This window comes from Mycobacterium sp. P2_H7, assembly GCF_056403275.1.
In genome coordinates this window covers 454,431-480,925 of sequence record NZ_JBFUFU010000010.1, presented here as the reverse complement: position 1 = coordinate 480,925, position 26,495 = coordinate 454,431, and the positions used below count along the sequence as shown (strand labels likewise).

Annotated in this window: 26 protein-coding genes; 11 read left to right on the top strand and 15 right to left on the bottom strand. The window is 67.9% G+C overall.

Annotated elements, in window-relative coordinates:
* Positions 1 to 89: 89 nt before the first annotated feature.
* The 6 genes from AC1DY7_RS17730 to AC1DY7_RS17705 form a co-directional block, all read right to left on the bottom strand.
* Complete coding sequence (locus AC1DY7_RS17730) at positions 90 to 1,727, bottom strand: fatty acyl-AMP ligase (RefSeq protein WP_477494994.1); 1,638 nt, start codon at positions 1,725 to 1,727, stop codon at positions 90 to 92.
* A 280-nt stretch (positions 1,728 to 2,007) separates the two neighbouring features.
* Positions 2,008 to 2,964: a 4-(cytidine 5'-diphospho)-2-C-methyl-D-erythritol kinase gene (locus AC1DY7_RS17725; RefSeq protein ID WP_477494993.1), complete on the bottom strand. Its 957-nt coding sequence runs from the start codon at positions 2,962 to 2,964 to the stop codon at positions 2,008 to 2,010.
* A 44-nt stretch (positions 2,965 to 3,008) separates the two neighbouring features.
* Entirely contained in the window at positions 3,009 to 3,998 is a 990-nt protein-coding gene (locus AC1DY7_RS17720; RefSeq protein ID WP_477495067.1) for an asparaginase, read from the bottom strand.
* On the bottom strand, positions 3,995 to 4,933 hold the full coding sequence (rsmA, locus tag AC1DY7_RS17715) for a 16S rRNA (adenine(1518)-N(6)/adenine(1519)-N(6))-dimethyltransferase RsmA (protein ID WP_477494992.1): 939 nt from the start codon (positions 4,931 to 4,933) through the stop codon (positions 3,995 to 3,997). Before rsmA ends, AC1DY7_RS17720 begins: the two co-directional genes overlap by 4 nt.
* Positions 4,933 to 6,060, bottom strand: coding sequence for a transglycosylase family protein (locus AC1DY7_RS17710; protein ID WP_477494991.1), 1,128 nt, complete (start codon positions 6,058 to 6,060; stop codon positions 4,933 to 4,935). The genes rsmA and AC1DY7_RS17710 overlap by 1 nt, the downstream gene beginning before the upstream one ends.
* 110 nt (positions 6,061 to 6,170) lie before the next feature.
* The gene (locus AC1DY7_RS17705; RefSeq protein WP_477494990.1) at positions 6,171 to 7,007 is read right to left on the bottom strand and encodes a TatD family hydrolase; all 837 of its coding nucleotides are present in this window, start codon (positions 7,005 to 7,007) and stop codon (positions 6,171 to 6,173) included.
* 24 nt (positions 7,008 to 7,031) lie between these two features.
* Here AC1DY7_RS17705 and metG point away from each other — a divergent pair, with 24 nt between their 5' ends.
* The 4 genes from metG to AC1DY7_RS17685 all read left to right on the top strand — a co-directional run bounded on the left by metG (position 7,032) and on the right by AC1DY7_RS17685 (position 11,936).
* Positions 7,032 to 8,573: a methionine--tRNA ligase gene (metG, locus tag AC1DY7_RS17700; RefSeq protein WP_477494989.1), complete on the top strand. Its 1,542-nt coding sequence runs from the start codon at positions 7,032 to 7,034 to the stop codon at positions 8,571 to 8,573.
* A 102-nt stretch (positions 8,574 to 8,675) separates the two neighbouring features.
* Entirely contained in the window at positions 8,676 to 9,833 is a 1,158-nt protein-coding gene (locus AC1DY7_RS17695) for an NAD(P)/FAD-dependent oxidoreductase (protein ID WP_477494988.1), read from the top strand.
* Positions 9,830 to 10,714 carry an RNA polymerase sigma factor SigJ gene (sigJ, locus tag AC1DY7_RS17690; protein ID WP_477494987.1) on the top strand — a complete coding sequence of 295 codons (885 nt, stop codon included), beginning with the start codon at positions 9,830 to 9,832 and terminating at the stop codon, positions 10,712 to 10,714. The genes AC1DY7_RS17695 and sigJ overlap by 4 nt, the downstream gene beginning before the upstream one ends.
* A gap of 19 nt (positions 10,715 to 10,733) precedes the next feature.
* On the top strand, positions 10,734 to 11,936 hold the full coding sequence (locus AC1DY7_RS17685) for an aminodeoxychorismate synthase component I (protein ID WP_477494986.1): 1,203 nt from the start codon (positions 10,734 to 10,736) through the stop codon (positions 11,934 to 11,936).
* On the opposite strand, the gene AC1DY7_RS17680 is transcribed toward AC1DY7_RS17685, so the two are convergent.
* Complete coding sequence (locus AC1DY7_RS17680; RefSeq protein ID WP_477494985.1) at positions 11,914 to 12,363, bottom strand: hypothetical protein; 450 nt, start codon at positions 12,361 to 12,363, stop codon at positions 11,914 to 11,916. The genes AC1DY7_RS17685 and AC1DY7_RS17680 overlap by 23 nt on opposite strands.
* A 13-nt stretch (positions 12,364 to 12,376) precedes the next feature.
* Positions 12,377 to 13,222, bottom strand: a complete 846-nt coding sequence (gene rsmI / locus AC1DY7_RS17675) for a 16S rRNA (cytidine(1402)-2'-O)-methyltransferase (protein ID WP_477494984.1) — start codon at positions 13,220 to 13,222, stop codon at positions 12,377 to 12,379.
* Between the two features lie 24 nt (positions 13,223 to 13,246).
* Here rsmI and AC1DY7_RS17670 point away from each other — a divergent pair, with 24 nt between their 5' ends.
* Positions 13,247 to 14,785 carry a dolichyl-phosphate-mannose--protein mannosyltransferase gene (locus tag AC1DY7_RS17670; RefSeq protein ID WP_477494983.1) on the top strand — a complete coding sequence of 513 codons (1,539 nt, stop codon included), beginning with the start codon at positions 13,247 to 13,249 and terminating at the stop codon, positions 14,783 to 14,785.
* Here AC1DY7_RS17670 and AC1DY7_RS17665 read toward each other — a convergent pair.
* Genes AC1DY7_RS17665 through arcA form a run of 3 tightly spaced genes read right to left on the bottom strand, consistent with a single transcriptional unit; the run spans position 14,782 to position 19,034 of the window.
* Positions 14,782 to 16,524, bottom strand: a complete 1,743-nt coding sequence (locus AC1DY7_RS17665) for a CocE/NonD family hydrolase (protein WP_477494982.1) — start codon at positions 16,522 to 16,524, stop codon at positions 14,782 to 14,784. The two genes, AC1DY7_RS17670 and AC1DY7_RS17665, sit on opposite strands and share 4 nt — an antisense overlap.
* Before the next feature lie 13 nt (positions 16,525 to 16,537).
* Positions 16,538 to 17,830, bottom strand: coding sequence for a cryptochrome/photolyase family protein (locus AC1DY7_RS17660; protein WP_477494981.1), 1,293 nt, complete (start codon positions 17,828 to 17,830; stop codon positions 16,538 to 16,540).
* A 10-nt stretch (positions 17,831 to 17,840) separates the two neighbouring features.
* Positions 17,841 to 19,034, bottom strand: a complete 1,194-nt coding sequence (gene arcA, locus AC1DY7_RS17655; protein ID WP_477495066.1) for an arginine deiminase — start codon at positions 19,032 to 19,034, stop codon at positions 17,841 to 17,843.
* A 52-nt stretch (positions 19,035 to 19,086) separates the two neighbouring features.
* On the opposite strand from arcA, the gene soxR reads away from it, so the two are divergent.
* Both soxR and AC1DY7_RS17645 read left to right on the top strand, forming a co-directional pair.
* Complete coding sequence (gene soxR, locus AC1DY7_RS17650; protein ID WP_477494980.1) at positions 19,087 to 19,518, top strand: redox-sensitive transcriptional activator SoxR; 432 nt, start codon at positions 19,087 to 19,089, stop codon at positions 19,516 to 19,518.
* Between the two features lie 30 nt (positions 19,519 to 19,548).
* The gene (locus AC1DY7_RS17645) at positions 19,549 to 20,145 is read left to right on the top strand and encodes an alpha-ketoglutarate-dependent dioxygenase AlkB (RefSeq protein ID WP_477494979.1); all 597 of its coding nucleotides are present in this window, start codon (positions 19,549 to 19,551) and stop codon (positions 20,143 to 20,145) included.
* 3 nt (positions 20,146 to 20,148) lie between these two features.
* Here AC1DY7_RS17645 and AC1DY7_RS17640 read toward each other — a convergent pair whose 3' ends face one another.
* Together AC1DY7_RS17640 and AC1DY7_RS17635 are read right to left on the bottom strand one after the other, a co-directional pair.
* Positions 20,149 to 20,829, bottom strand: a complete 681-nt coding sequence (locus AC1DY7_RS17640; protein WP_477494978.1) for a DUF5642 family protein — start codon at positions 20,827 to 20,829, stop codon at positions 20,149 to 20,151.
* Positions 20,826 to 21,479, bottom strand: a complete 654-nt coding sequence (locus tag AC1DY7_RS17635) for a DUF5642 family protein (protein WP_477494977.1) — start codon at positions 21,477 to 21,479, stop codon at positions 20,826 to 20,828. The genes AC1DY7_RS17640 and AC1DY7_RS17635 overlap by 4 nt, the downstream gene beginning before the upstream one ends.
* Positions 21,480 to 21,501: 22 nt before the next feature.
* Here AC1DY7_RS17635 and AC1DY7_RS17630 point away from each other — a divergent pair, with 22 nt between their 5' ends.
* From AC1DY7_RS17630 to AC1DY7_RS17615, 4 genes are read left to right on the top strand one after another with little or no spacing between them, the layout of a single operon-like run.
* Positions 21,502 to 22,467: a linear amide C-N hydrolase gene (locus tag AC1DY7_RS17630; RefSeq protein WP_477494976.1), complete on the top strand. Its 966-nt coding sequence runs from the start codon at positions 21,502 to 21,504 to the stop codon at positions 22,465 to 22,467.
* Positions 22,468 to 22,509: 42 nt separating this feature from the next.
* Entirely contained in the window at positions 22,510 to 23,238 is a 729-nt protein-coding gene (gene lpqN / locus AC1DY7_RS17625) for an envelope biogenesis lipoprotein LpqN (RefSeq protein WP_477494975.1), read from the top strand.
* Complete coding sequence (locus tag AC1DY7_RS17620) at positions 23,235 to 23,636, top strand: hypothetical protein (RefSeq protein ID WP_477494974.1); 402 nt, start codon at positions 23,235 to 23,237, stop codon at positions 23,634 to 23,636. The genes lpqN and AC1DY7_RS17620 overlap by 4 nt, the downstream gene beginning before the upstream one ends.
* 40 nt (positions 23,637 to 23,676) lie before the next feature.
* Positions 23,677 to 24,555 (top strand): hypothetical protein, encoded by an 879-nt coding sequence (locus AC1DY7_RS17615; RefSeq protein WP_477494973.1) that lies wholly within the window; start codon positions 23,677 to 23,679, stop codon positions 24,553 to 24,555.
* Here the strand turns inward: AC1DY7_RS17615 and AC1DY7_RS17610 are convergent.
* Together AC1DY7_RS17610 and AC1DY7_RS17605 are read right to left on the bottom strand one after the other, a co-directional pair.
* On the bottom strand, positions 24,552 to 25,373 hold the full coding sequence (locus tag AC1DY7_RS17610; protein ID WP_477494972.1) for a shikimate 5-dehydrogenase: 822 nt from the start codon (positions 25,371 to 25,373) through the stop codon (positions 24,552 to 24,554). The two genes, AC1DY7_RS17615 and AC1DY7_RS17610, sit on opposite strands and share 4 nt — an antisense overlap.
* Positions 25,373 to 26,362 (bottom strand): GNAT family N-acetyltransferase, encoded by a 990-nt coding sequence (locus AC1DY7_RS17605; RefSeq protein WP_477494971.1) that lies wholly within the window; start codon positions 26,360 to 26,362, stop codon positions 25,373 to 25,375. Before AC1DY7_RS17605 ends, AC1DY7_RS17610 begins: the two co-directional genes overlap by 1 nt.
* Positions 26,363 to 26,495: the final 133 nt, after the last annotated feature.

Genomic DNA, 26,495 nt, shown 5'->3' with positions numbered 1-26,495 from the left:
TAGCCAGATATACCCAGCTATGCCGAGCAGACGGAAACTCCCGCATTTCCAGGCGGAAATGCGGGAGTCGACGTCTGTTCGGGGAGAAGTTATCCGGTGACGAGCGCGACCGAGTTGGCGCGGCGCAGCTTCCCCGACGGTGTCTTCGGGATGGTGCCCGGGCCCAGCACGACCACGTTGCGCGGACGGACGTCGACCTCGGTCACCACCTCGTGCGCGACCTGGTGCTCGATCCGGCGCACCGCGATCGGATCCTGGTAGGCGTTGGACTCCACGGCCACGGCGAAGGTCTCGCGGGAGTGGCCGGCATCGAGGCGCACCGCGACGGCACACCCCGGACGCACGCCCTCGACGCGGCCCGCGGCCCGTTCGATGTCCGTCGGGTAGATGTTGCGGCCGGCCATGATGATGACGTCCTTGACGCGGCCGCACACGACGATGTTGCCTTCGTCGGTGATGTAGCCGAGGTCGCCGGTGTCATACCAGCCGTGCTCGTCCTGGGTGGGCAGGAATCCGGCCATGGTGATGTAGCCGGGGGTCACCGACTCACCGCGCAGCTGGATGACGCCGACACCGCGCGTCGGCAATACCGCGCCGTCCGCGTCGACCACCCGGGCTTCCAGATCCGTGAGCAGCGGGCCGAGCGAGGCCAGCCGACGGGTGTTGCCCTTGCTCGCGGGCACGGCACGCCGCAGGGCGGCCAGCAGGTCGGCGTCGACCTCGTCGACCACCAGACCGGCGTTGCACGGGGAGAACGAGACCGCCAGGCAGGTCTCGGCCATACCGTAGGCCGGCAGGATCGCACCGGGTTGCAGGCCGAACGGCTTGCCCGCGTCGATCAGATCCTCGACATCGGCCGGCTCGACCGGCTCGGCGCCGGACAGCGCGAAGCGCAGGGTGGACAGGTCGAACTCGCCCGGCTTGGCCTGACGGCGCAGCCGCTTGGCGAACAGCGCGTACGCGAAGTTCGGGGCCGCCGTCATGGTGCCCTTGTACTTGTCGATCAGGCGCGCCCACAGCAGGGTGTCGCGCAGGAAGTCCATCGGCGTGACCTTGACCAGCTCGGCGCCGAAGTACATGGGGATGGTGAGGAAGCCGACCATGCCCATGTCGTGGAAGCAGGGCAGCCAGCTGACCATGACGTCCTTGTCGACGTCGTATTCAGCGCCGATGAACATGGCCTCGGCATTGGAGAAGATGTTGCGGTGGGTGATCTGCACGGCCTTCGGCGACCCGGTGGACCCGGAGGTCAACTGCATCAGGGCCAGGTCGTCTTCGTCGGTCTCGACGGGGTCGATCGGGTCGGCGGCCAGCAGGTCGGCCACCTTGAGGACCTTGATGCCCTTTTCCTCGAGCACCGGGATGGCGACGACGAAGGGCTCGGAGATGATGACGGCCTTCAGCTCGATCATCCCGATGACGGTCATGGTGTCTTCGGCCCAGACCGCGAGGTCGGTGCGCGGGGTGGGCTGGTGCAGCATCGTCAGGCTGCCGCCGCGCATCCACACGCCCTGGGCGGTGGGGGCGATCTCGACGGGGAAGCCGGCCAGGACGCCGACGGAGTCGCCGGGGCCGATGCCCGCGGCGGCCAGGCCACCGGCGATGCGGCGGGCGCGCTCGTGAACTTCGCCCCAGGTGTGGCGGATGGGCTCGTAAGGCTCACCGGTCACCATGCCCCGCGCGCTCTCGCGGGCGCTGCGGTACATCTTGTCGGTAAATCGGCTCACGGCAACCTCCTGAATGTCTGAGAGCGCGTCGCCGGCGACGTCGACCCCAGTGTCATTGCACGTTTCCCTATATTCCGCCTGCTAGCACGCGCTATTCGAGAGGCGCGCGCACACAATTGGGAAGCAGTTGTGTCTCGAAATGGTGATGGTCCAGCGAACCCAGCTCCCCCGAACAACTTTGTTGCGTGGGGAACGATCAAATCCACAGTAGTTTCCACCGTGACTCATCTTAAAGAACCCTTAAGTAACTGCCAAACTGTCCCGAGAATTGAGGTATGAGTCACACCTCGGCGACAACGCGCGCACCCGGCACCGGACCGCTCGCCACCCGCACGGTGCGGCACACGCCGGCCCCGGAGAGCGCCGCGCCGACCGCGACTGCGGCATCCCCCGATTCGCACAGAAATGCGCAGGTGGGGCCGGATCCCGACACGATGCCCGCGAGTGCCCCGGCCTCGGTGCCCGCGCGCAGGGTGCGGCGCAGATCCGGGCGCAGGCTCAGCGCCGCCGGCTGCAGATCGTTGCCCAGCAGCGCCGCGAGCTCACCGGGATCGCCGGTCGACAATGCCGCCAGCACCGGCTCGACATCGTCCAGACGCGGCGGGGCGTCGCGGTCCTGCGCCGCCCGCAACCGGTCGATCTCACCGAACACCGCGGGCGTCGACAGACCCTTCTCGGCAAAGGCGAGCACCCAGTGGAAGGAGCTGCGGGCCAGCACCGTGGCCAATTGCTCACCGCGCCCGGTGCCCAGCGCCGTCCCGCCGTGCAGCGCGAAGGGCACGTCGCTGCCCAGCTTGGCAGCCAGCGTGTGTAGATCACGCCGGGCCACCCCGAGCTCCCACAACGTGTTCATCGCGACCAGCACGGCGGCCGCGTCGGCGCTGCCACCGGCCATCCCGCCGGCCACCGGGATGGATTTCGCGATCGAGATGGCCACATCGGGTGCCCGGCCGACGTGATCGGCCATCAGTTCGGCCGCCCGCCACGCCAGGTTGCGGTTGTCGGTCGGCAGCCCGGCTACCCCTTCACCGGTCATCTCCAGCGACAGCAGGTCGGCGTTGCGCACCGTCACTTCGTCGAACAGCGACACGGCGTGAAAAAGCGTGGTCAGCTCGTGGTAGCGGTCATCGCGCAGATCGCCGACGCCGAGGTAGAGGTTGACCTTGCCCGGTACCCGCACGGTCACCGACCCAGTAGCCACCCAGTCGGACGCGGTGTTTCCGTCGGAGGAGGGCACGGATCGACACTATTCGTTCCGTCCCGGCGACGGAAACGCCCACCTCAGCGGACGAACTCCCCCGCGATCTCCCGGCGGCACACGAAATCGGTGAGCGCTTCCCCCGCCAGACCCATACCGGTGCCCAAAGAGACTTTCACGTAAGCGGTTTCGGCCCGCATGCCGCTGAACGGGATCAGGCCGGCCGCGCCGAACCCCGTCACCGATTCATACGCGGTGACGTCATCCGGGACGGGCCCGAGGAAGATCGGCACCCCGGCCGCCCGGCAGCGTCGCGCGAACTCGGTGACGTCGGTGGGCCCGGCCGGGTCCACCGAGCATGCGGTCCCGGAGTGGTAGGTCTCGTGCACGACGGCGTCGTAGCCGCTGGGATCGACCGCGTGATAGTCCAGACCCGGATAGGGGCGCAGGAACAGCACCCGCGCCCCGAAGCGAACCGGTCCGGCCGGCCAGGGCGGACGCTCGCGGCGGGGCAGCGCCGCGGTGCCGGCTGCCATGTCGACCTCCCCGTCGCTGTGCACCTCGTGCCGGATCGGTGTCGACGGCTGCACCCGCGCACCGACGTGCACCAACCGGCGGCCGTCGGGATTGCGGAAGGTGACGAAGACACCGCCGCCGCGGGCCGTCGCGATGACGTCCAGTGCGTCACGAAAGTTACTGTGCCCGTTGGCATCCGGATGGTCGAGCGGCCGGTTGCTGGCGACCACGACGACGGGAATCTGCACATCACACAGCGCGAAGGCCAGCGCGGTGGCGCCGTAGGACAGGGTGTCGGTGCCATGGGTGACGACGACGCCGGTGTGCTGCGGCTGGATGGCGGCGGTGACGGCGGCGGCCATGGCGGTCCAGTCGGAGGGTCTGGCGTTCTCACTGAGCAGGGACAGCGGTTCGACCACGTCGAAACCCGCGATGTCGTAATCCTGGAACAGCAGCCGGGTCTGGCCGGGCGCCAGCCCGATCACGTCTCCGGACAGCCGGGAACCGATGGTGCCGCCGGTGAAGACGACGAGAACAGATCCCGCGTCGACGCTCAGCTGAGCGAGGCCTCGGTGTTGTCGATGGACTCGGCGGCGTCGACGGACTCGATCGAGGGTGCGGACGGCACCTCGAGTTCACTGGAACGCTGCAGCAGCCGGACGAAATCGGTGATCGACAAGGTCTCGCCGCGACGGGCCGGGTCGATGCTGGCCGACAGCAGCCGCTCCGCCGACTCGTTGCCGGAGCCCGCCCACTCGGCGAAGGCATTGCGCGAGGTCTTGCGACGCTGCGCGAAGCCGATGTCGATGAGCTCGAAAACCTGCTGGCGGAAGGAATCGTCGGTGGGCCACGGGGCCGTCTCGTACCGGTCGATGCGGACCAGGCCGGAGTACACCCGCGGGATCGGCCAGAAGACCGTCGGCGACACCATGCCGTAGCGGCGCACGTTGCCGAAGAAGCGGACCTTGGCGCTGGGCACCCCGTACTCTTTGCCGCCGGGCTCGGCGGCCAGGCGCTCGGCGACCTCGGCCTGCACCATCACCATGACCGTCTTGATGGACGGGAACTCGGACAGCAGGTGGATGAGCGCCGGCACTGCGATGTTGTACGGCAGATTCGCCACAAGTGCAGTGGGCTGCTCATCCAGATCGCCGGCTTTGAGGGTGAGGATGTCGCGGTTCAGCACGGTCAACCGGCTGATCTCGCTGTGCGAATGGTTCGCGATGGTCTTCGGGAGCTGATGCGCCAGCACCGGATCAATCTCGACGGCGGTGACCCGCGATCCGCGGTCCAGCAGGCCCAACGTCAGCGATCCCAGGCCGGGCCCGACTTCGAGCACACAGTCCTGCCGGTGGATGCCGGAGGCCGACACGATGCGCCGCACCGTGTTGGCGTCATGCACGAAGTTCTGCCCGAACGCCTTACGCGGCCGGAAGTCGATCTCTCGCGCCAGATGCCGGATCTCGGTACGCCCGAGGAGTCGGATCGTCATCAGGACGTACCTACCCTCCCACTACACACAGGCCAGGCGCCCCATCCTTGACGCGCCCTCGTCACTTCAGCAATCGCGATCTGTTCCTCACGGGTTGCCAGATCCGCGCGCTGAGCATACCTCAGACCACCCTGTCGTTCCCATGTGTTCTGATCAAATTGGACTCCACCAAAATATCCGTTGCCGGTGTTGATGGCCCAATTACCTCCGGATTCGCACTGGGCAACGGCGTCCCAGGCTCTCGGCATGGTCACCGGCGGCACCTCGGTGCCCGGTTTGGCGCCCACTCGCAGCACAGAATCGCGCGCCGGGGAGACGACGACATTGGCTACTGGCAATCTCCCGGTCTCCACACCGTTGACCTTGGCCACGGCGAAGGTCACGTCCTGAACGCCCGGCGTTCCGGGATCCACGACGACCTGCCGGCTCATGTTCATGGTCGCGTCTTCGATGCGCTGACTGACCGGAACCAGCGGCAGCTGCTGGGTGACTTTCTCGATCCGGAGCCGGGTGACCTGGATCTGCATGCCGTCGACGACGGGCGAACCCGCGGCAGGCACGACGGAGTCGCGCTGTTGCAACGGCACACCGGCGGCATCGAGCAAGCCTGCGACATTCGGTGCGGCCAGTCGCACGGTCCGGATGGCGCCGCCGTCGTCGAGTCGCACCGTTTTGGCGCTGACCACGGGCAATGACATCCCGGCCAGGGGCACCCTGGTCCCGCGGGAGGCCGCGGCGGGCGCCGTGTCGGTCATGGAGAGCTGCGCCAACGCGCCCTGCACCGTCGACGCGGTGGTCCACACTTCTTTGCTGTTCTGACCGTCGAGGGAGATCTGCACGGGCCGGCTGCGGCTCAGGACGATGTTGTCGGCGTCGTGCACCACGGTCCCGGCGGCGGGGAACAGATCATCGCGCTCGCCGACGGTGAACCCGTTCTCCTGCACCACGTCGATGACCTTGGACTTCATCGTGGTCACCGTGATCGGAGCGCCGTCGACGGTCAGTGTCACGGTCTTGTGGGACGCGACGGCCACGCCGCCAGCAAACACGAGTGTCAATAACAGCGCACCCACGAGCAGCCGTAACGCCGGCGAACGCACTTCGTGGATCTTATTCAGGATGTTCAAGAGTCTGTTGTCCCCGGCTCTCGACCCAGGTGGGCCCGCGGACCTCGCGACCCGGTTGGTCGCCCGCGTTCTATCACAGGAAGGTAACGAAAATTCGCGGCCGGCGCCAATTACGCAGCCGGAAGACGGTAGATGCGCCGTGCGTTGGCCGTCGTCACCTCGGCCAGTTCGGCAGCGGACCGGCCGGTCAATTCGGCCAGGGCACGAACCGTGTACGGCAGGCAGTAAGGCTCGTTGGGGGCGCCGCGGAACGGGTGCGGCGTCAGGAACGGCGCATCCGTCTCGACGAGCAGCTGGCCGTCCGGGATCAGGCCGGCGGCCTGCCGCAGGGCGTGCGCATTACGGAAGCTGACCGTCCCCGACAGGCTCAGCGTCCAGCCGTTCGCCACGCAGGTCCTGGCCATCTCCGGCCCCGAGGAGAAGCAGTGAAAGATGACCGCTTCCGGGGCACCCTCGGCCGCCAGGACGTCGAGCACCTCGGCGTCGGCGTCCCGGTTGTGGATCATCAGCGGCTTACCGGTCCGCTTGGCCAGGTCGATGTGCCAGGCGAAGGCGTCACGCTGCTGAACGGGGTCGGCGCACCCGTCGAGCTTGCCGGGCCAGTACATGTCCATCCCGGTCTCCCCGACGGCGACCACTCGCGGGTTTGCGGCCAGCGACTCCAGCTCGGCCCGGGCGGCGTCGTCGAGGGCGTTGGCGCGGGTGGGATGCAAGGCCACCGCGGCGTAGACGCGGTCATCCCAGCCCGCCGCCTGGGCAGCCCAGCGCGCGGCGTCCAGATCGTCGGCGATGGTCACCACGGTTTGAACGCCGGCCTGTCCCGCTCGGTCCAAGATCGCGTGCACGTCCTGTGCCGTCTCGGCGCCGCACGCGTCCAGATGGGTGTGGGCGTCGATCAGCGGGGTCAGCGGCTCCGGGGCGGGCGGTTTCTGTCTCTTGGAGCTCACGCTGACACCTTAAGGTGAGACCAAATGAGCGAGCCTTTCTACATCACCACCGCCATCGCGTACCCCAACGGCGATCCGCACATCGGGCACGCCTACGAATACATCGCCACCGACGCGATCGCCCGGTTCAAGCGCCTCGACGGATTCGACGTGCGCTACCTGACCGGCACCGACGTGCACGGCCTGAAGATGGCCGAGACCGCGGCCAAGCTGGGTATCACCGCCGCCGAACTGGCCAAGCGCAACTCCGATGTGTTCGAGCGGATGCAGGAACGCCTCGACGCCTCCTACGACCGGTTCATCCGGACCTCCGACGCCGACCACTACGAGGCGTCCAAGGAGATCTGGCGCCGGATGAACGAGTCCGGCGACATCTACCTGGGCAGCTACCAGGGCTGGTATTCGGTGCGCGATGAGCGCTTCTTCACCGAGGACGAGACCGAGGAACGCGACGGCGGTCGGTTCGCGGTCGAGACGGGCACCGAGGTCACCTGGACCGAGGAACAGACCTACTTCTTCAAGCTGTCGGCCTACGCCGAGCGGCTGCTGGCCCACTATGCGGAGCATCCGGAGTTCATCGGCCCCGACGTGCGGCGCAACGAGGTCGTCAGCTTCGTGTCCGGTGGGCTGCGCGACCTGTCCATCTCACGCACCACCTTCGACTGGGGCGTGCCCGTCCCGGACCACCCCGACCACGTCATGTACGTGTGGGTGGACGCGCTGACCAACTACCTGACCGGGGTCGGGTTCCCGGACACCGCATCCGAGGACTTCGCCAGGTATTGGCCGGCGAACCTTCACATGATCGGCAAGGACATCATCCGGTTCCACACGGTGTACTGGCCCGCCTTCCTGATGTCGGCCGGGATCGAGCTGCCCCGAAGGGTTTTCGCGCACGGCTTCATCAACGTCAAGGGCGAGAAGATGAGCAAGTCGCTGGGCAACGTGGTGGACCCGCTGGTGCTGGTCGACGAGTTCGGCGTGGATCAGGTCCGCTACTTCTTCCTGCGTGAGGTGCCGTTCGGCCAGGACGGCAGCTACAGCGAGGACGCGATCATCGGGCGGATCAACGCCGACCTGGCCAACGAGCTGGGCAACCTGGCCCAGCGGTCGCTGTCGATGGTGAACAAGAACCTCGACGGCCTGCTACCTGCGCCGGGCGCGTTCACCGCCGCGGACACCGACATGCTCGCCGCCGCCGACGCGCTGCTCGAGCGGGTGCGCGGCCACTACGACGAGCAGTCCATGCATCTGGCGCTGGACGCCACATGGACGGTGTTGGGCGCCGCCAACCGGTATTTCTCCGCCCAGGAACCGTGGGTGCTGCGCAAGACCGATCCGGAGCGGTTCGCCACGGTCCTGTACACGACGCTGGAGACCGTGCGCATCGCCGCGTTGATCACCCAGCCGGTGATGCCGACGTCGATGGCCACGCTGCTGGACCTGCTCGGCCAGCCCGCAGACCAGCGCGATTTTTCCGCCGTCGGCACCCGCCTGGTGCCGGGGACGGCCCTGCCCAAGCCCGAAGGCGTGTTCCCGCGCTACCAGGTCCCCGAGCCCGCGTGATTCGTGGAGCGTCGGCCGTAACCATTGCGGGTGAGACTCCACAAATCGCGTGATGCGCGTCACTCGCTGTCACACTTGGACGATGGGCGGTGTCTTGAGGGCATGACTGAGAAAAGCACCACCCAGAAAGTTGTTGTCCTCGGCGGCGGCTACGCAGGCGTGCTGGCCGCCAACCATCTGCTGCAGCGGCCCGGCACCGGCGTGACGCTGGTCAACGCCCGGCCCGAATTCGTCGAACGGATCCGGCTACACCAGCTGGCGATCGGCAACGACGACGCCACCGCCGGCTACGACGAACTGCTCGCCGAGCAGGTGACTTTGGTGGTCGAGCGCGCCACCCGGATCGACACCGCGGCGCGACGGGTCGAGCTGGCCTCCGGCGCCGCGCTGGACTACGACTATCTGATCTATGCGGTCGGCAGCACCAGCGGCGCCGCACCCGAATTCGCCTACCCACTCGGCGAATTGGAGGACGCGCAGCGCCTGCAAGCCCGGCTGCAGGACGTTCCGGAATCCGCTCCCATCGTCGTGGTGGGCGGCGGCCTGACCGGGATCGAGGCGGCCGCCGAGTTCGCCGAGGGTGGTCGCACCGTGACCTTGGTCGCGGGACGCGTACTGGGTCCGTCGTTGAGCCAGCCGGGCCGCAAATCGGTGGCCAAACAACTGACCAAGCTTGGCGTGACGCTGACCGAAGGGGCGACGGTGACCGGCGTCAGCGCCGACGACGTGACCCTGTCCGACGGCCGCACGCTCGCCAGCGCGGCGACGGTGTGGACCGCCGGGTTCGGGGTGCCCACCCTGGCTGCGGACAGCGGGCTCCGTACCGATGACATGGGCCGGCTGCTCACGGATGAAACCCTCACCAGCATCGGCGATCCGCGGGTGATCGCCGCGGGCGACGCGGCCGCGCCGTCGGGCGTCCCGCTGCGGATGAGCTGCCAGGCCGCCCTGCCGTTGGGCGCCCAGGCCGCCAACACCGTGCTCGCGCGGATGGCGGGCACCGAACCGGCCGCGATCAATCAGGCCTTCACCGGGCAGTGCATCAGCCTCGGCCGCGACGGCGGCACCATCCAGATCGCCCGGCCCGACGACACCCCGATTCGGCTCTATGTCGGCGGTCGCGCGGCGGCGCTGATCAAGGAGCAGGTGTGCAAGGGCACGCTGGCGTTCCTGCGCAAGGAGGCCCGCAAGCCGGGCGCCTACTTCTGGCTCAAGGGCGGCAAGCGCGCCAAGAAGCTCGAGATGGCCCTGCCGGCGTGAGCGAGCACGCCGAGCGGTTCACCGCGCTGCGGCCGCTGCTGTTCACCATCGCCTACGAAATCCTGGGCTCGGCAACCGAATCCGACGATGTGCTGCAGGAGAGCTATCTGCGCTGGGCCGAGGTGGACCTCGACGCGGTGACCGATACCAAGGCGTACCTGGCGCAGCTGGTGACCCGGCAGTCGCTCAACGCGTTACGCGCGACGGCGCGCCGCCGCGAGGAGTACGTCGGACCGTGGCTACCGGAACCCGTTCTGGTGCAGGACGCTTCGGCCGACGTGGTGCTCGCCGAATCGGTGTCGATGGCGATGATGGTGGTGCTGGAGACCTTGACCCCCGACGAGCGCGCGATCTTCGTGCTGCGCGAGGTGTTCGGGTTCAGCCACGACGAGATCGCCGCTGCGGTGGGCAGATCCACCCCCGCGGTACGCCAGATGGCGCACCGCGCCCGCGAACACGTGCACGCGCGGCGCAAGCGCTTCCAACCCGTCGACGCGTCGGTGAGCGAACAGCTGACCGCCCAGTTCTTCGCGACCGCGGCCACCGGCAACGTGGCGGCCCTGATCGAGCTGCTGGCCCCCGACGTGGTGTGGACGGCCGACAGTGACGGCAAGGTCAGCGCTGCGCGACGGCCGGTGCACGGCGCCGACAAGGTGGCCAGGCTGGTGCTCGGCTTGATGCGGGTGGCGGGCGAAAGCCCCGACGCCCGCATCGACCTGGCGATGTACAACAACGCCCCCGCACTGGTCCTCTACCTGGGCGACAACCTGGAAGGCGTGATCACCGTGGAGATCACCGACGGTGTGATCAGCCACTTCTATGCGATGCGCAATCCGGCGAAGCTGTCGACGATCCTGGTCCCCCGCGCGATGAGCCGCTAGCTTCTGTCACGCTTGATCCGTGCGGATCGAGCGACTGGCGGACCTGGGCGATGCCCCGGGAGTGCTGCGTGCCGTCGCCGACGCCGGGCGGCGCCGCGGCCTGCCGCCGCCGGCGGCCCTGATCGGTGACTGGTTCGGGTCGCGGGCCGTCATCGCGCCGAGCCTGGCTGCCGTGCCGGGTGACCGGGTGTTCGACGCGGCGCCGGGCGCAGGCCCGGTAGTCGGCGGCGGCTGGTTCGGCTACCTGTCCTACCCCGACGGCGACACGCGCATCCCGGCGGCCGCCGGCGGTTGGTCTGATTGCGTGCTGCGCCAGGACCGCGACGGCCATTGGTGGCACGAAAGCCTTTCCGAGAACGAGCTTCCCGACTGGCTGGCCGGCGTCACCGCCACCCCTGCGCGCCCGTTCGAGCTCACGTGGCAGGTGCCGGACCGGGCTGTGCACCGGGCCGGGGTGCTGGCCTGCCTGGAGGCAATTGCCGCCGGCGAGGTGTACCAGGCCTGCGTGTGCACCCAGTACACCGGCCGCATCGACGGTGACCCCCTGGACTTCTTCGTCGACGCGGTCACCCGCACGTCGCCGTCCCGGGCGGCGTTCGTGGCAGGCGACTGGGGTGCGGTGGCGTCGTTGTCCCCCGAACTGTTCCTCAGCCGCCACGGCGAGCAGGTGACCTCGAGTCCGATCAAAGGGACACTGCCCCTTCATGAATCACCGGCGGCCCTGCGTGCCTCGGTGAAGGACGTCGCCGAGAACGTGATGATCGTCGACCTGGTCCGCAACGACCTGGGCCGGGTGGCCGTCACCGGCAGCGTGACGGTGCCCGAACTGCTGGCGGTGCGGCCCGCGCCCGGTGTCTGGCACCTGGTGTCCACGGTGACCGCACGGATACCGGTCGCCACCCCGATGAGCGAGGTGCTCGACGCGACCTTCCCGCCGGCGTCGGTGACCGGGACCCCGAAGTGCCGGGCCCGGACACTGCTCGCCGAGTGGGAGCACGCGGGTCGCGGAGTGTATTGCGGCACAATCGGATTGGCTTCGCCCTCGGCGGGCACCGAGCTCAACGTCGCAATCCGCACCGTCGAGTTCGACGCCCACGGGCAGGCCGTGCTGGGTGTCGGCGGTGGGATCACCTCCGACTCCGACCCGGACCGCGAGTGGCAGGAATGCCTCGACAAGGCCGCTTCGATCGTCCGTCAGTTCACAGACGTGTCGTCGGGGTGAGCGCGGCGATCCACGGCACGATACCGGGGAAGACGTAGAAACCGATGTCCCCGCCGGCCGTCGTGACGATCAGGTGTGGCCGCCCGCCGGTCACCGACCCTTTGAACACCGACTGTTCCCGCACCCCGGTGATCGCGTCCACGGGGACCTCGATGGTCGTGTTCGTCAGCGTGCGAAAGATCAGCCGCCGCCGGGTCAGCGCGATCATCCCGTTGTTCTTCACCACCGGGTAGCCCGGGACGTTCGCCCCGCGATAAGTACCCTTCTCCGGCCCGAGCACGACCGTCTCCCCTTCGAGTTCGGCCGCCATCCACGCGGCAACCGCCCGACTGCGCCGGCGCCACCAGATGACGGTCGGCACGGCGATGAGCGCCTGCAAGGCCAGGATTCCGCCGACCAACACGATCACGAACATCGTCGTAGTCATGAGCGGCCTGCCCTTACTCGCGTGACTTCAGAACCGCATCGTAAAGCTCGCGCCGCGACGGCGCGCCCGGATGAGCGGCAATCACCTCGGCACACGCATCCTTGACCCGGGCGCCGTCGTCGACCAGTTCCAGCACCAGCGCGACCAGGGACGCGGCGTCGACCTTGGGCACCGCGCCGGCCAGCACCACGGTGATTTCGCCGAGCACCCCGTCGGCCGCCCAGTCGGCCAACTCCCCGAGGGTGCCGCGCTTGATCTCCTCGTGCGTCTTGGTCAATTCGCGGCAGACCACCGCACGCCGGTCCGCGCCCAGGGTGTCCACCGCGTCGCGCAGGGTGTCGGCCAGCCGGCGCGGCGACTCGAAAAACACCGCGGTGCGCTGTTCGGCGCCCAGGCTGCTCAGCCAGGTGCGGCGGGCCACCTGTTTGCGCGGGGCGAATCCCTCGAAGCAGAACTTGTCGGCGCCCAGCCCGGAGACCGCGAGCGCGGTGGTGACCGCCGACGGGCCGGGCAGGCACTGCACCACGAGCCCGGCCGCGATGCAGGCCGTCACCAGCCGGTAGCCCGGATCGTTGATCAGCGGCATCCCGGCGTCGCTGATCAGGACGACCGTCGCGCCGCCGCGGATCTCGTCGAGCAGCGCGGGCACCCGCGTGGCCTCGTTCTGGTCGAACACGCTGAGCCAGCGGCCCGACGGCGTCACGCCCAGCGCCGCGGCCAGCGTGCGGGCCCGCCGGGTGTCCTCGGCCGCGATGATGTCGGCGGTCGACAGTGCCTCGACCAGGCGGGCGGACGCATCTGCGGGCTGTCCGAGCGGCGTGGCCGCGAGCAGCAGTCGGCCGAGCCCGGGGTCTGACACTTGGACAGAATACGATCGTCGGTGATGACCGCTCCTCATACCGTGCAGCCGGAGCGCGCCGTTCCCGTGATCAGCCCCGGCCCGCTCGTCCCCGTCCCGGACTTCGGACCGCTGGATCGCGTGCAGGGCTGGGTGATGACCCTCATCATCGGGGCGCTGGCGGCGCTGACCCGTTTCCTCAATCTCGGCTCGCCGACCGATGCGCACACCCCGATCTTCGACGAGAAGCACTACGCACCGCAGGCCTGGCAGATGCTGGGCAACCACGGTGTCGAGGACAACCCCGGTTACGGCCTTGTGGTACATCCGCCGGTGGCCAAGCAGCTGATCGCGATCGGCGAATGGATCTTCGGCTACGACGGCCTGGGCTGGCGGTTCTCCGGCGCCGTATGCGGCGTCATCATCGTGGTGCTGACGGCGCGCATCGTGCGCCGGATCGCCCGTTCGACCCTCATCGGCGGCATCGCCGGGCTGCTGCTGATCGCCGACGGCGTCAGCTTCGTCTCGGCTCGCACCGCCCTGCTCGACGTGTTCCTGGTGATGTGGGTGGTGGCGGCGTTCGGCGCGCTGATCGTCGACCGCGACGACGTGCGATCCCGCATGCACGTGGCCTTGATGGAGGGCCGGATCGCCGAGACGCCCTGGGGCCCGCGCCTGGGCGTGCGCTGGTGGCGGTTCGGCGCGGGCGTGCTGCTGGGGCTGGCCTGCGCCACGAAATGGTCCGGTCTGTACTTCATCGTGTTCTTCGGGCTGATGACGCTGGCGTTCGACGTGGCCGCCCGCCGCCAGTATCGGGTACCGCGGCCGTGGGTGGGCACCCTGCGCCGCGATCTGGTGCCGTCGGTATACGTGCTCGGGCTCATCCCGTTCCTGGTGTACCTGGCCAGCTATGCGCCGTGGTTCGCCTCCGAGACCGCAGTGGACCGGCACGAAGAGGGCCGCTCGATCGGCCTGGACAGCTGGGTGCCGGACGCGTTGCGGTCGTTGTGGCACTACACCTATCAGGCGTATCACTTCCATTCCGGCCTGACGAATGCCGCGGGCAACCATCATCCGTGGGAATCGAAGCCGTGGACGTGGCCGATGTCGCTGCGGCCGGTGCTGTACGCGATCGATCAGCAGAACGTGCCCGGCTGCGGGGCGCAGTCCTGCGTGAAGGCCGTGATGCTGGTGGGCACGCCAGCCATGTGGTTCGTGGCGGTGCCGGTACTCGGCTGGGCCTTGTGGCGGACGTTCGTCCGCCGCGACTGGCGCTACGCCGTGGTGCTGGTGGGATACGGCGCCGGCTTCCTGCCGTGGTTCGCCGACATCGACCGGCAGATGTACTTCTTCTACGCCACCACCATGGCGCCGTTCCTGATCATGGCGATCGCGTTGATCCTGGGCGACATCCTGTATCAACCGGGGCAGAACGCCGAACGCCGCACGCTGGGCCTGCTCGCGGTGAGTTGTTATGTGGCGCTGGTGATCACGAACTTCGCGTGGATGTATCCGATCCTCACCGGACTACCCATCTCGCAGGCGACATGGAACATGCAGATCTGGTTGCCCAGCTGGCGTTAGCGCGTTCCCAGCACCGGCAGTTGGAGGTAGGACGCGTGATCGCCGCCGGTGTGGATGACGTGTTGCCCCACGTTGGCGCCGACGTATTCGGCGATGGCCGGCATCAGCGTTCCCAGTAGGTTCGCTGCGCTGACGATGAAACGCAACTGCTCGCCTGCGTGGAAGCGCAGGCCGATCGGCAGCAGATCGATGTCGACGCAGGCGATCTCACCCGGCGTCAGCTTGTCGACCCGGTCGAAGCTGTGCGCGGGCACGTCATCGGTCGAGAGGGTCTCGTCCAGGTGACGAGCCGACACCCGCAGCCGTCCGTCGGCTCCCTTGTAGCGCAGGATGCTCGCCCCGTGGTCGGTGAGATCGTGGATTCTGGCGTTGTCGTTGGGCACGGTGAACTGTTGCAGCGGGGTGCCGTACGCATCGAGCTTCTGGAGGAGCACGAAGAGATCCATGTCATCGGACCTGCGCGCTTCGACCCAGAGGTGCGCCTTCGGATAGCCGACCAGCACCGTCTCCTTGTCGAATTTCATGATGAACGACACCGCATTCGGGACGGCGTCGACGTCGTAGGCGACCGTGGCCGCGTCGGCCGGCGCCTCGGCGCTCAAGGCACGGGACGTGCCGTCGAGGTAGTACTTCGTCGCGACGCATTCCTGCGGCGGGAAGTCGTCCGCAACGACACCGACCTGGTCGCCGCCCGCCAGATCGAGAACCGAGTAGCGAACGCGGGGTGTCGATTCCCAGTCGTTGTCGATGTCCTTCAGATAGTGGTCGAAGAACTTCCGCAGATCCTCGACGTTTGCCTCGTCGTAGTAGTCGGGCCATTCCTGCGAGTTGTGGATCCGCAGCCACTTGCACTGGGAAGCCATCCGGCGCCACGCCCGGAACGTGCCCGCGGTGTGCAGGGTGTTGGAATAGCTGGCCACCACGTAGGCCGGCACCGCGATCTTGTCGAAGTCGGGAATCTTGTTCTCCCACAACGCATTGACCAACGGAAATCGCTGCGCCTCGGTGAGGATGTCCTCTTTCCGGTTCGCGCCGAAGAAGCTGCCTTCTTGCAGTTGCCGAGCAAAACCCATGTCCGGCATACCACCGCGCATCACCAGATCACGATAGACGTCGCTGACGCCTTCCCAGGGGTTGATGGCCGCCAGGTGCTGTGGTTGCTCAGCCGCGGTGAACCACTGCGACACCGCAAGGTATGAGGTCCCACTCATCCCGACTCTGCCACTGCACCAATGCTGTTCGGCAAGCCACTCGATCAGGTCGTGGCAGTCCCGCCCCTCCTGACGGTCCCACAACACGCTGTCGCCACCGGAGTCCACCACCCCGCGTATGTCCGGATTGCAGATCGCGTAACCGTGCGCGCACCAGTACGCCGGATCAGGGCCCTCGAACTTCTCCAGCCCCGACACGACCGCGTTGTCCAGGCCGACCATTCCGAAGACCCCCATCACACTGGCCGAGGTGCCCTGCCCTTTGCCGTACGGACTCCACGCGACGATCACCGGGACCTTCTCGCTACCCGCCGGCCGGAACACATCGACGTGGATCGTCACGCCGTCGCGCAACCGCACGGCGACGTCCTTGTCCAGCACGATGTCCACCGGGATGGACCGGAACTGCGGCGCGATCCGATAGCCCGCCGCCAGGGTGCGGCTGCCGGGATCGAATCCGGTCAACAACCCGGTTCGCGCCGCCGGCAGCGGCGCCGACGCAACATAGACCCTCTGGTCATCAGACATATCGGCCACGTCGTCACCGGATCCCGTCATACCGTCGGAGCGCCTCGGCGCGTTCGGCCTTGTGGTCGACCATCGGGGCGGGGTAGTCGGGGCTGCCGTAGTCCGGCACCCAGCGCCGCACGTAGACCTCGTCGGGGTCGAACTTCTTGCCCTGGGTGTCGGGGTTGAACACCCGGAAGTACGGCGCGGCGTCGGTGCCGCAGCCGGCCGCCCACTGCCAGCCATGCTGATTGCTGGCCATGTCACCGTCCACCAGCTGTTCCAGGAACCAGCGCGCGCCCCACTGCCACGGCAGGTGCAGATCCTTGACCAGGAAGCTGGCCGTGATCATCCGGACCCGGTTGTGCATGAATCCGGTCTCGGCGAGTTGGCGCATGCCGGCATCGACGATCGGGAAGCCCGTCTTGCCCGCCTTCCACGTCTCGAGGCGCTTCTTCGCCTCGGCATCCTCGTCCACCACGATGGGGTCGAAGTTGCGGTTCCAGTTCCACCATGCGCTGCGCGGCCAGTGGTGCAGCACGTCGGCGTAGAAGTCGCGGAAGGCCAGCTCACGTAGATATGCCTGCGCCCCTTCGCCTTTGCCGAGGTCGACGGCCATGGTACGAGGATGGATGGCACCGAACTTCAGATGTGCCGACATCCGGCTGCTGGCATCGAGATCGGGCCGGTTGCGGTCCTCCTCGTAGTCCTGCAGCCCGCCGGACACAAACCGTTTCCAGGCCTTGCGCGCCGTCGTCTCCCCGGCGGGCAGTTCCAGCTCGGTGTCCCCGGCCGGGATGTCCACGCCGCCATCGAGATCGGCCGGGTCGATCCAGCGGGCCGCTTTCGGGCCGGTCTTCGCAGGCGATCGCCAGCCGTGCTCGCGCCACATCCGGAAGAACGGAGTGAACACCTTGTAGGGGGTGCCGTCGTCCTTGGTGACCCGCCCGGGTGAAACCAGGTAGGGCGAGCCCGACTCTTCCAGCGGCACCTCGCCCAGCGCCTCACGGACCGCGTCGTCGCGCCGCTTGCCGTACGGGGTGGAGTCCCCCGACACGTGCACCGACGTGGCGCCGATCTGCTTGACCAGGGCCGGAATCCGATTCTCGGCGCGGCCCCGCGTCACCAGCAGCCTGCCGTCGAGCTGCTCGTGCACGTCGCGCAGCGCGTCGTACAGGTATTGCAGGCGACGGGCGCCCGAACTGGCCTTCAGCCGGGGATCCAGGACGTAGCAGGCCAGTACCTCACCGTCGGGCTCGGCGGCATCCAGCAGGGCGGGAAGGTCGTGCAATCGCAGGTCGCGCCGGAACCAGAGAACAGTGGGCATGCTCTCGACGTTACAGCGGGTCGCGCGCGGCAGGACAGGACATGCAGCGCGGGCCACCGCGTCCACTGCCCAGCTCGGAAGCCGCGATGGTCAACACCTCGATTCCCGAATCTTCAAGGCGTGCATTGGTTTCGGTGTTACGTTCGTAGGCCACCACCACGCCCGGCGCCAGGGCCAGGGTGTTGTTGCCGTCATCCCACTGCTCACGTTCCGCGGTGACCGGGTCGAGGCCGGTGTCGATCACCCGCAACGTGTCGATCTCCATCGCCGCGGCTGCCGCCGTGACGAACGGCGCTTCGTCATCGATCTGGACCCCACCGCCGGCGGTGCGGCGCATGGTGAACGCCGAGAGCGAGTCGACGATGTTCGGGTACATCACCACCGCGTCGACGTCGACCATGGTGCACACGGTGTCCAGATGCATCTGCGCGCGCTGCTGGGCGATCGGCACGGCCAGCACGGTGTGCGCCAGCTCATCGTCGAACAGACTGCGCGCCAACGCTTCCGCACCGGCCGGCGTGGTGCGCTCACCCACCCCGACGGCCACCACCCCCGGCCGCAGCAGCAGCACGTCACCACCTTCGACCGGCGCCGAACGCGATTCGTAGGCGCGCCGCACCCCCAGGAAGCGGGGGTGGTGGGCGTAGATCAGGTCGGTCAACGACGATTCACGGGACCTGGCAGGCAGCGCCAGCGAGGTGATCGCCATCCGCGGACCGATCCAGAAGGACGAGTCCCTGGTGAACATCAAATTGGGTAGCGGGTCGATGACGAAGTCGGCGCCGTGGTGCATGCGGCGCACCAGGGACAACTCGCTGCCGGCGAAGGGCAGCTCGGTGAAGGTCATGCCGGCGATCAGCACGTGCGCCAGGGTGGCGGCGTCCAGGGTTCGCAGGTAGGTCGAAAGTTCTTGGGCCAGTGGAATACCCAGGCGCCGCGCATCGACGGCCGCGGAGATGCCGTGCATCCTGGCCGCCCCGGAGGCCAGTGCCTCGGCGAGCAGATCGGCCAGCAGGAGCACCTCGACACCGCGGGAGGCCAGCACCGCGGCGAACGCGTCGTGCTCCTCCTGCGCCTTGGCCACCCAGGGCAGACCGTCGAACAGCAGGCTGTCGTTGTTGCGCGGGGTCAGGCGCTGCAACTCGGCGCCGGGGCGGTGCAGGATGGCAACCCGCAATGTCCCCACTTCCGAATTGCACCCCAGTACCCGCGCTGTTTCCACACCGGCAACGTTAACTCAACTATGGTTGAGGTGTATGGAGTCCCAAGAGCTGACACCGGGTGAGATGTCACACCGCAGTGGTGTGGCGGTCTCGGCGTTGCACTTCTACGAACGCGAGGGACTGATCGCCTCCCGGCGCACCACGGGTAATCAACGCCGCTATCCGCGCGAGACCCTGCGCCGGGTGGCGTTCATCCGGATGTCGCAGCGTTTGGGCATCCCACTGGCGCGCATCCGCGACGCCCTGTCATCGCTACCCACCGACCGGGTGCCCACGAGCAAGGACTGGGCCAAGTTGTCCGCCGGCTGGCGCCAGGACATCGACGACCGCATCGTGCACCTGGAGCGCCTGCGCGACAACCTGGCCGGCTGCATCGGGTGCGGCTGCCTCAGCCTGAAGACATGCCTGCTGTCGAACCCCGGAGACATGCTGTCCGAGCAGGGACCCGGCGCCGCCAAGCTCTGATATCGAACGCATGTGCGATACGCTTCCCTGGTGTCTCTGGCCGTTCAGGGGTCGCTCTTCGACCACTCGGAACGTCGCTATCTGGGCGACGGTGCGTGGATCGACGTGCGGGCGGGGTGGCTGGGCGGGGACGACACACTGTTCGACGAGCTGCTGACGGCCATTCCGTGGCGTGCCGAACGCCGGCAGATGTATGACCGGGTACTCGATGTGCCGCGGCTTGTCAGCTTTCACGACCTCGCCACCGACGCCGCACCACACCCCGGCATCGCCCGGCTGCGGGTGCGACTCAACGACATCTACGCGGGTGAACTGGGTGAGCGGTTCACCACGGCCGGTCTGTGCCTCTACCGCGGCGGCGACGACAGCGTGGCCTGGCACGGCGACACCGTCGGCCGCAGCAGCACCGACGACACCATGGTGGCCATCGTCAGCCTGGGCGCGCGAAGGGTTTTCGCCATGCGGCCGCGCTCCGGCGGGCGCACCCTGCGGCTACCGCAGGCCCACGGCGATCTGCTGGTGATGGGCGGGTCGTGTCAGCGCACCTGGGAGCACGCGATCCCCAAGACGGCGCGGGCGATCGGTCCGCGGATCAGCATCCAGTTCCGGCCCCGCGATGTCCGCTGACCGTCAGCCGCGCACGGCCGCGACCGCGGCAACCAACAGGTCCCTGGCCTTCGCGGTATCCACGGGCGCCGGCGGCTTGTCCGGAAGCACCAGCGGATTGGCGGTCACGAGCACCAGGAACGTGTCGAAACTCGCCACGTAGTTGAACAATTCACCGGTGCGCGGCGGCCCCCCGGGCACCGCCGTCTGCACCACGCGGTGCGTGCCCAGCACCCGTGCGCCGTCGATCTGCGGGGAGTCCACCACCTCGATCTGGCCGCGGACACCCGGACCGTCGTAACCCACCTTCTGACAAGAAGGTCCGGGATCGGTCAACGGGATGGGCTGCGAGGTCTCCACCGCGATGGCGATGTACCGGTTGCCGTTGCCCTCGGCGGTGGTGGCCGCCATGTTGCCCTGCAGCCCGGGCGGCACCGTGATCCCGTTGGCGAACTTGGCACAATCCGGCGGGTCCACCTTCACCCCGGCGGGCATGGGCTGCCCCGACAGCAGCTTGGGGTCCACGCCGGTGGGTGCGACGGTCTTCACCTGAAATTCGGGTCCGAACTGCGATTTCACGTCGGCGACGCGAGCGATGTCCGCAGGTGCGGGGGTGGCACCGGAGCAGGCGGTCAGGGCGGCGGCGCAGGCCACGAGGGCGGCCGCTCGTGGGGTGAGCATCGCCGCCAATCTACCGGTGCTCATCCCGCAACCGCCGAAACCACCTGCGCCAGCAGGCTTGGCGCGATATCCGGTGGGAGCATCTGCTGAACGGATCCCGGATCGGTGACCACGGTGACCGAGGCGACGTAGGTGCCGCGCAGATACGCGGTGACGGTGTCGGCGTGCATCCGGGTCTGGGTGCCGCCTTCGACGGTCGTGGTGGCCACCGCGCTCATCGCGACCGTCGACGCCGCCGCGATGGCGGGGGCGGGCAGCTCGGTCACGGCGGCACCGGTGTGCCCACCCGCGAGGGACCACGCCGCACACTCCTGCGGCGCGGCTTCCCGGGCGCCCGGTCCCGCGACGACGGCGTAGATGATTCCGCCGGGTCCGGATGCCGACCAGCCGCGCACCGGTGCGCCGGCACCCGGATCGACCAACGCACCGCACTGCTCCGGGGTAGCGGCCCATCCTGGCTTGAAGCCCCAAAAGGTCACGGGTGCAGCGTTTTCGGCGAGATCGACGACCTCGTATCCGGGCGGTAGGTCGCCCCGGGCCCGCGCCACCGCGGCCGGGTTGACGGTGGCGGCCGCGGTGGGGGTCCCCGCCGGTGTCGACGGTGCGCTGTCTGAGGATGTCCCACACGCGGCCACACCCGAGGCCACCAGAAGGCAAACCACCAACGTGCGCACGCCGCTGTGATACCACATCCTCATGTGCACCCGGGTCTTCTGGAACAGTAATCAGCTCGCCAAACTGACCGGCCGCAGTATGGATTGGCCGGAATCGACCGAACCGCTGCTCATCGCCTTCGGCGCCGGCCGCGACCGCGACGGCGGGAAGCTGCTGGACCACGTGGTGGTCGCGGACAACCCACTGCGTTGGACCAGCCGCTACAACAGCCTCATCACCAGCGTCTACGGCCTGGGCACCGTGGACGGATTCAACGAGCGCGGCCTCGGGGTGCACGCGCTGTACCTGAAGTCCACCGACACCGGTCCGCGCGACAGCACCAGGGCCGGCCTGCACACCGGGTTGTGGGCGCAGTATCTGCTGGATCAGGCCGCCTCGGTGCAGGAGGCGCTGGCCCTGATGAACGACGTGCAACTGGTGATGGTCGGTGCCCGCGGCCGGGAGGCCACCCTGCATCTGGCGATCGAGGATGCCTCCGGTGATTCGGCGATCCTCGAGCTGGCCGCGGGCGAGCTCGTCGTCCACCACGGGCCGCAGTTCACCCTGATGACCAACGACCCCAGTTACGACGAACAACTGGCGCTGCTCGCCGAGCACGACTTCTCCCACCCCAGCCGGGATCTCCCGCTGCCCGGCAATGTCAATCCCGTCGACCGGTTCCAGCGCGCCGCCTACTACCAGGCGTTGCTCCCCGAACCCACCGGCGAGCGTCAGGCGGTGGCCGGCGTCATGGCGATCATGCGCAACGTGTCGGTGCCGTTCGGCGCTCCGTACGGCGACTTCGGGGTGTACAACACCGAGTACCGGACGGTCAGCGACCTCACGCACCGCGTCTATTACTTCGAACTCACCACCAGCCCCAGCGTCCTCTGGGTCGAATTCGACAAACTGCCCTTCGGCCCGCAACCTCTGGCGATCAACCCCTACGACGACGCGCTGACCGGTAACGTCACCGACCGATTCACGCCCAGTGACATAGGTTTCTAACAGCATCTGCCCAGCAGACGGCGCGACCCCACAGGAGCACGCATGACACGACAGATCAGCGTCCGACGGCCGGCCCTCGGCCTCGTGGCGGCGGCCACCGTCCTGGGGCTCGCCCTGGCCGGTTGCGGCGGATCGGACACCAAGACCGAGAGCGCGGCGAAGGACAGCACGAGCACGTCGGCGACTTCTGCGACGTCGAGCACCAGTGCCGCGCCGAAGGCCGAACCCACCCCCAAGGCCAGTGCCAGCGGCCCGAACTACACGATCGCCGACTACATCAAGGACGAAAAGATCGCCCAAACCCCGGTCAAGCGAGGCGATCCGGGCACGCCCACGCTGAACCTCCCGATCCCGGAGGGCTGGGCGGACGCCGGCGCGAAGGCGCCGGATTGGGCGTGGGGGCAGATCGTACTGGCGGGTCCGCCGGCCGGAGCGGTTCCGCCGTCCATCACCGCCATCATGTCCAAGCTCACCGGTGCCGATTCAGCAAAGATCGTGGAGTACGCCCCCAACGAGCTGAAGAACCTGCCCGAATTCGACGGCGGCAACGCCGGACAGAACGGCAAACTGGGCGGCTTCGACGCCATCCAGGTTGGCGGGACGTACGTCAAAGACGGGCAGAAGTTGCTGATCGCCCAGAAGACCGTGCTCATCCCCGCCGGCGAAGATCTGTTCGTCCTGCAACTCAACGCCGAGGGCACCGAGGAGGACATGGGCCCCCTGATGGATGCCACGTCAGCCATTGACGAGCAAACTACGATCACCCCATGACGCAGCCCGTACCGCACGAACCACCTCCCCCTCAGCGCGGCCAGACCCGCGACGAACGCGGTCGCGATATCAGTGAAGCCCAGGCTGAGGCCGAGGCGGAGACGTCCAAGGTCCAGCAATACCTGAAGGTGATGAGCCCGCGGTACCTGCTGTCCATGGCCGAGGGCTACCCGGTGGTGCTCAAGCAGTTCATCCAGTTCTGCCTGATCATCATCTGGCCGGCCTGGATATTCACCGTGCTCGTCGGGGCAGCGTTCCACCTGCTGTTCTACGTGACCGTCTATCCGGTGCTCTGGGTGCTCTTCTGGCCGGTGCGCGCCCACCAGAAGAAGAACCACCCCGAGGAGTACGCCGCCAACCGGGCGAAGTACAAGAACAAGAAGTGGTACGAGACGTAGTGGACCAGCCGTAGTGGGACTGTTCAGCCGCTCCGGCGGCATGTCCGTCGTTGTATCGCCGGGCATCGTCACGCCGCGACAGACGGTCCAGGCGACCGTCACCACCGACAAACCGGTAGACAAGGTCCGGTCCGCGCGCCTGGACTGGGGTTACACGAACTTCTACAACTACCACTGGGCCGGCCGGGTCGACTCGGCGGTGGCCGCAGGCAACGACACCATCTGGACCGCCGGTCAGGTGGGCACCAGCTACGGCGGCGACCGCGACACCGAGGACTGGGTCAGCGTCATCGTCCAAGACGTTCCGATCGCCACCGGCCAGTTCACCGGTACCTCGTCGACATTTCGCATCCCGTCCTGGGCGCCCGCGTCATCACCGTCGATCGCCCGCTGGGAGTGTCGGCTGACCATCGACCGCGGCGGCCGCGATGTCGATGCCCGTGGTGAATTCACCGTCCTCATCGGCACCGCCGATGTCGAGGCCTATGTCGAGCCGCTGGAAGTGGTTTCCGGTGGGGCCGAGACGCTCATCGACATCACGCTGACGTCGCCGGTGCAGCGGGCCGGGGTGCCCATCATCGGCCAGGCCACCCTGACGCCCACGATGGACCTGCCCGACGGCGACTTCGCCATCTCGTGGCAGCGCGATAGGGAGTCCCACCCACTGACCCGCACACCTGGCCCGGGAACCCAACTCGACGGTCGAATTGTGCAGCTGGGCAAGAAAATTCAACTGCGCGCCGGTGTACCCGTGACCTTCCCGTTCGAGATTGCACTTCCCGCGGATGCACCGCCGACCGCAGCCGCGGTCCACTCCTCGATCAACTGGTTCGTCCAGGGCCGGTTGATGTACGCGGGCTTCAACGGGCACATGCTCGAGCGGGTGAGGCGGCCGATCGTCGTCGTCAACGCACCTTAAGCGCGCGACACCGCAGAGGCCGTCGCGATCTGTTCGGCAGACGGCCGCACCCCGGTATAGCGCTCGAACTGTTCGGCCGCCTGCAGCGCGATCACCTCCGCACCGGTGATCACCTTGATCCCCGCCGCCCGCGCAGCGGTGATCAGCGGCGTCTCCGAGGGCAGCGCCACCACATCGAACACCGTGTCCGACTTGGCAATTGCGTCATCGTCAAAGGCCTGCTGCGATTCCTCGGCACCGCCCGACATCCCGATCGGGGTGACATTCACCAGCACGGCCGGGCGCAGCGCGCCGACCTCGGGTGCGTAGTCATAACCCAGCCTGCCGGCCAGTGAGCGGCCGGCTTCGGCATTGCGCGCGACGATGACACCCGAACCGAAACCACTGTCCCGGAACGCACTTGCCACCGCACTGGCCATCCCGCCGCTGCCCTTGATGACGACGGTCCCGTCGGGATCCAGCGCATTGGACGCGATGAGTTGTTGCACCGCAAGGAAATCGGTGTTCGACGCGCGCAGGTGCCCGTCGTCGTTGACGATGGTGTTGACCGATTCGATGACCCCGGCCGACGGTTCGATCTCATCGACCAGCGCCATGACGTCGGATTTGAACGGCATGGACACCGAGCAGCCCCGAATCCCCAGTGCGCGCACACCGCCGATCGCGGCCGCGATGTCGGTGGTGGTGAACGCTTTGTAGAGGAAGTCCAGGCCCAGTTCCTCGTAGAGATGGTTGTGGAACCGGGTGCCGATGTTGCTCGGCCGCGCGGCCAGCGAGATGCACAGCCGGGTGTCTTTGGACAGCGGCGGTCTGGCCATCACCCCACCGCCCGCATCGCGTTGCGGGCCATCTCGTAGATGGCGCGGTACCGCTTCGGGCTCATCGACACATCGGGCACGTCGACAACGGTAGTCACCACATTGAGGTCGTCACGCTCCCAGTGCGCGCCGGCGCGGTCCATGATCGCCCGCATCGGGTAGTTCTCCGACAGCACGCGCGCGGTGAACGTCGTCACCCCGCCGGCGCGGGCCGCCACCGCGAGCGCATCCATCAGGAACGTGCCGATGCCACGACCCTGGTACGCGTCGCCCACGATGAACGCGACCTCGGCGGTCGTGGCGTCGGGTCCCTCGCGAACGAAACGCGCATCGGCGACCACCGGCCCGTCGGCCCCGTCGGTCAGCACCCAGACGAAGTGGTCGACGTAGTCGACCTCGAACAGGTAGGCCATCAGCGACGCCGTCGGCGTCCGGGTGCTCTGGAACCGGCGATAGAGCGTCTCGCTGGAGAACTCAACCGGGCCGTGGATGGTGCGTTCGTTGTCGCCGGGCAGCACGGGCCGCAGATACAGCTCGGTGCCGTCGCGCAACCGGACGGCGATGGGGGTGATGAACGCCGCGAGCCGCTGCCGGGCGGTCCGCATCATCCGCTCGATCACGCCGGGCAGTTCCAGCATGGTGGCGAACGCCTCGGAGTCCCCCACCCAGCCGGTCAGCGGTCCGGTCGCCGTCACCGTCGCGGTTCGCGGAGTGTCGCGCAGCAGGGCGATCTCACCCACCACCAGGCCGGGATGCAGCGGCACCACCGTCGCTTCGCCGTCCGCCCCGACGTGGGAGACCTCGGCATGCCCCGTGCCGATCAGCAGGAAGGACACGGCGTGCTCACCCTGGCGCATGAGCACCTCACCGGGGGCCGCGGTGAGCGTTTTCAGCAGAGCAGCCAGGGGTACCAAGGACGGAGCCGGACACCCGGCGAAGAACTCCAATGCGGCCAGTTCACCGGCGCGCGCATCGGTCAGTCCGGACACGTCACGAGGCTACGGCTTCCGGCGGGCCTGGTCCATGGTGGCGCCGCGGCGCTGACGAAACTTTGCTGTGCGGCGACTGTACGAGCAGTCATGAGCAGCATTTCTACGCAACGGTCAGATAAGTGTGGCAAAC